This is a genomic window from Okeania sp., from assembly GCF_035285525.1.
Taxonomy (GTDB): Bacteria; Cyanobacteriota; Cyanobacteriia; order Cyanobacteriales; family Microcoleaceae; genus Trichodesmium.
The window spans coordinates 1-4753 of the sequence record NZ_JAYKGW010000214.1; the positions used below are offsets into that span (position 1 = coordinate 1).

Annotated in this window: 4 protein-coding genes; 1 reads left to right on the forward strand and 3 read right to left on the reverse strand. The window is 36.4% G+C overall.

What is annotated here, in order from left to right:
• Window positions 1-133: 133 nt before the first annotated feature.
• On the reverse strand, window positions 134-1093 hold the full coding sequence (locus VKJ25_RS20345) for an MDR/zinc-dependent alcohol dehydrogenase-like family protein (RefSeq protein WP_324238469.1): 960 nt from the start codon (window positions 1091-1093) through the stop codon (window positions 134-136).
• 795 nt (window positions 1094-1888) lie between these two features.
• On the opposite strand from VKJ25_RS20345, the gene VKJ25_RS20350 reads away from it, so the two are divergent.
• A complete protein-coding gene (locus VKJ25_RS20350) occupies window positions 1889-2272 on the forward strand; it encodes a DUF4346 domain-containing protein (RefSeq protein ID WP_324238470.1) in 384 nt (127 codons plus the stop codon).
• Between the two features lie 289 nt (window positions 2273-2561).
• Here the strand turns inward: VKJ25_RS20350 and psb32 are convergent, their stop codons facing one another.
• Complete coding sequence (gene psb32 / locus VKJ25_RS20355) at window positions 2562-3269, reverse strand: photosystem II repair protein Psb32 (RefSeq protein ID WP_324238471.1); 708 nt, start codon at window positions 3267-3269, stop codon at window positions 2562-2564.
• 494 nt (window positions 3270-3763) lie between these two features.
• Window positions 3764-4300, reverse strand: a complete 537-nt coding sequence (locus VKJ25_RS20360; RefSeq protein WP_324238472.1) for a DNA-binding protein — start codon at window positions 4298-4300, stop codon at window positions 3764-3766.
• Window positions 4301-4753 lie beyond the last annotated feature (453 nt).

Consider the following 4753-nt stretch of genomic DNA (forward strand, 5'->3'; position numbering starts at 1 on the left):
CTACTCTCTACTCTCTACTCTCTACTCTCTACTCTCTACTCTCTACTCTCTACTCTCTACTCTCTACTCTCTACTCTCTACTCTCTACTCTCTACTCTCTACTCTCTACTCTCTACTCTCTACTGAAATTATCCTACTCTTCCCCAATATCAACTAATACTTTTAACATTCCCTTCTTCTGAGCATGAACAAAAGCATCCATTCCTGCTTCTAAAGGATAATGAGCTTGAATTAATGGCTTGACATTAACTCTATGTTGTGATAAAACATCTAATGCTTGTGTAAAAGGTCCGCAACGAGAACCAATTAAAGTAATTTCATCCACAACCAATGACGAAATATCCAAACTGAGATTTCCTGCATAAGTGCTTTTAAGGACTAAAATACCACGAGGTCGAAGAGCGCGACGAGCGATCGCAAATCCTTCTGGGTTGCCCGTACATTCAACTGCTACATCAAAAGCTCCTGTAGTCACAGCATCGACAAACCCAGTTTTAATTCCCCGCTCTTCTAAATTTGCTAATTTTTCCCGGTGACGACCAATAACCAATAATTGACAATTACTTAAAGCCAAAGTTTGAGCAACTAACTGTCCGAGTTTACCATCCCCCACTACTAGAACTTTATCTGCTGGAGAAATTTTTATTTGTTGTTGAATTTCCAATGCTGCTGCTACTGGTTCGGTAAATGTAGCTTCATCTGTTGAAATACTATCAGGAACTAGATGCAGATTTTTGACTGGCAAGGTCAGATATTCAGCAAAAGCTCCATTGCGGTTAACTATTCCCAAAACTGTCCGATTTTCACAATGGGTTGGTTGATTACTCAAACAAAAGCGACAATGACCACAAGTAGCATTAATTTCTCCCACTACTCTTTGATTAAGTAAATTTTCCGGTCCTTGTTCCACTACACCGACAAATTCATGGCCTAAGATTCCCTTGTAGGGATAGTAACCTCTCAGGAGTTCTAGGTCTGTGTTGCAAATACCTGCTCTCAATACTCGAACGAGTGCTTCTCCTGGGGTCGGATCGGGTGTGGGTAAGTCAGTCCGGAGTTGAAGTTGTTTGTTTTCTAGCCAAATTCCTTTCATATTCTGCTTGATTAAAGTTATACTATAATAATCAGGACTTAGGCAAAGGCACGATATATAGAGTATTGGTGCGTTGTGCGTTGTGCGCTTTTGATGTCACGCAGCGTTTCGGCGCTTGAGCCGACATATGCGGAGCTTTGCGGAACGCAAAACGCACCCTACCAATAGCGTTCGTGCGTAAGTCCTAATAATGTGACAATTAGTGATGTTTTACAGGACTTACGCACTCGCAACCAAGAAACGGGTTTTATTGCCGTGATATTGTTGCTCAAACCACTAAATTTCCGTATAGAAACCCGGTTTCTGCGTAAGTCCTAATTTTATTGTTTACTTCCTGGTTCTAAAGTTACTTTCAGCAAGATAACTTCCACAAGTATTAACGATAAAGCCTACCGCATTGATCAAATTTATACTTGAATTTAATTACTAGCATTAAATATTAACTTTGAACAATACTTTTGATTACTAATATATCACTTTTTTCATATAGCAACCAGCAATGAGATGTGAGAAAAAACTGTAGGGGTTTGGTTTCCAAACCCAAGCGCGAAGAGATTTGGAAACCAAACCCCTACAAGAAAATCTTATATCATGTTCAGATAATCAGTTATCAAAAAAATTTCTCCCATAATGACCTTTTCTTTCGTTCTCCTTCTTCCCTCTCTCTGCCTTCAGCATAGCTAGCTGCCTTACTTCCTGCAAAGTGTAATCAAAAGACTGTCCTGTAGTAATGATATTGTGCCAAAATTTAGATAAAAATGTAGAATAAAATACAGCTAATTCTAAATTTAAACTATGAATCTAACATCTGAAGAAATAACCACTATTGATGAAAAGCTTTCTAAACGTGACATACATCTTGACCCAGGTGGTTATTTCATTATTTTTATCGACCGAGAAGCAAGCTTAATTTGTGCCAAACACTTCACTAATTTTATTGATGACCGGGGTTTAGCTATAGACCCAGAAACAGGAAAACCTATTCCCGCAAAAGGAAAAGTAGAACGTCAAGAAACTACAATATTTACTGCCAGAACAGCTAAAGAAATGTGTGTCAAAATTTTTGAAGAAACCCGTACTTGCCACGTTAAAATGTTAGATCATGCTGCTTATTTAGGGCGGGAATTTGTGCGTGCAGAAATTGCTTTATTATATGGCAAAGAATATATTCAAGATTAGTTCAATAGACATCTCCAGAAAACAGGGAACACTTAACTGGGAACAGGGAATAGGGGGGAATAATTGATGATTTATGGATAATAATTAATTCCCGGTTTTTTATTTTTGGAGATTTATAATTAACAAATAGAAAAGAAACTTATCCTATTTTCTTGAATTATATCATGTCCGGTAGCATAGTTTGTGTATAAAATTCAATTAACAATGGGAAAAAACCTTCTGCCTCCAGCATAGCTGCCTTCTGCCTTCCTTCCATCAAAAGCTAATTATTCCACCGGACATGATATTACTAGCCAGAAAAACCTTGATACCAGAAATAAGTAGCCATAGGTACTATTGTCGCAATAACTAACAATACAACTACTATAACAGTTGCACTTTGATCATCAGTTTCTTCTGCTGATTTAAAAGTAGCAGCTACTTGTGCTGAAAGCTCGTCCTTAACTTCTGGTGGACCTGGGTCAGCTTCTCCAGATAATACAGCATCCAGGCGATCGCTAGCTGCCAAGAAAGCTTCATTATATTTATTCCCATCTCTGACAGGTACTTGAATAGTTTCGTCAACTACACTCTGAGCAATTTCATCAGACATAATCTCTTTAACTGTATCACCGACAATAATTGCATCATTATTAGTTAGAGTATCTAATACCAATAAAGTTTGATTAGCTTTGGCTTCTGGAGTCGGAAACCATTTGTCAAATAATTTTTCTGTAAAACTATTGATAGTCTCTCCATAGTCTAGACGACGGATAGTCACAAATCTAACTTCATTTCCTGTGGTATTAGCCAAATTTTCCAAAGAATTTTTCAGTTTATTCTCAGTTATCCGACTCAGAACATCTGCATCATCAACAATAAATGTGCGATCGCCTGCGACTAAACTTGGCATCTGATAAACTCCTGTTGCTAATGCAGAGGATACGGGCACAAGATTGGCCACAATTAGTAAGAGTAGAGATATTATGAGAAAAGTTTTATTAAATAGTTTGATCATTAGTGCATTTTCTAGTAAAGGGTAATTTTTTGATCAGAGTGACGGACTTGCCACCATACAATCTATGCTATGGCCTCTGAACAATATGAAAATTTTACTAGACTTGATTTTATCATTCTACATCTAGATTTACAGACTAAAACTCATTAAGCTACAGAAGTATTACAAAGGTAGAAAAATAGCCGCATCTCCCCCTAATGTGCATCTAATTTTATAGATAGAGTTTGCTGAAAAAGTATTTTTCCAGGAGTAGGGAAGTATTTTTTTTTGCCCAACGATGTGCTGAAAATAGTGACTTGGGGAGCATTAATAAATAGCGGAAAACCAGGTACTTTTGACCTACCTAAAAATGCTAAAAGCTTTATCTATCTGTGAAAGCTTTGATATTTCCATACGTAATCCCTAGATATGCTTAGGGTTTCTATAGACAGACAGCTCAAAATAGAACAGAATCAACGCCCTGTTACTGAAATTATTTTTTTTCAAGTAAATGTTTATCTTAACTTTTCATCTTTTGCTTTTTGCTTTTTACTTTTTGCTCGCTGCTGAACTACTTCTGGTGGCGGACCATAATCTCCATCACTGAAATATATTCTTTCTACTCTATTTTCCGGTTCCACTTCAATCCACAGACGTGCCCCTCCGGCTTGACTTCTATTTGGTTGATGAGGTTGATAAACAATGAGGCAAGAGCCATAAATTTTCAAAGCGTGACAATAATCTTTTTTATCGCCTACTTTTACAGCTACTGCTGGATAAGAAGTTTCGTTATCTCGGTTATAGTCTATAGTTTTTCGCAGCACATGAACTATGGTTTTAGCTTTGCGTTGAAATTTATTCCAAGTTCCTTTAGGACCACGACTACCTTCTTCAATTTCTGGCATTCCTCGATCATTGACGGGAACTTGCCATCGTCCTTTGTATTTAATAGCTCCGGGAACACGGTTTTGATTCATTAGCCTTCTTAATCTACCTGTGGAAAGATTGAGTAAAAAAGCAGCTTCTGTTGTACTAATAAATGAAACAGTCATAACAATAGTTTTTTTGAAGATTTTCGGGGATTAGGAAAAGCACTATATGTAGATTTGAAAACTATAACGTTATAGTTTTGAACGCTATATACATCATTTATGATTTACAGCTAAATTCTAATTTGTGTATTTTCACAGAGAGAAAGTATGGATAGTAGGACTTAGACATAAATCAGTTTGCTCAAGGAATATTCTTACTTTGAGCAACAATAGTATATGAAACATTCATAACAATAAATAGTTTTTTTGAATATTTTTATAAATTACGCAAAGCACTATCTATAGAGTTCAAAAACTATAACGTTATAGTTTTGAACGTTATATACATTATTTACAGCTAAATTCTAATTTTTGTATTTTCACACAGAGAGAGTATGGATGGTAGAACTTAGAGATAAATGAGTTTACTCAAGGAATATTCTTACTTTGGGCAAAAATAGTATATGAAACAGC

Bases quoted from the DNA above. Each gene is read 5' to 3' on its own strand.
- VKJ25_RS20345 (WP_324238469.1), bottom strand. From the start codon at position 1,093: ATGAAAGGAATTTGGCTAGAAAACAAACAACTTCAACTCCGGACTGAC.
- VKJ25_RS20350 (WP_324238470.1), top strand. From the start codon at position 1,889: ATGAATCTAACATCTGAAGAAATAACCACTATTGATGAAAAGCTTTCT.
- psb32 (WP_324238471.1), bottom strand. From the start codon at position 3,269: ATGATCAAACTATTTAATAAAACTTTTCTCATAATATCTCTACTCTTA.
- VKJ25_RS20360 (WP_324238472.1), bottom strand. From the start codon at position 4,300: ATGACTGTTTCATTTATTAGTACAACAGAAGCTGCTTTTTTACTCAAT.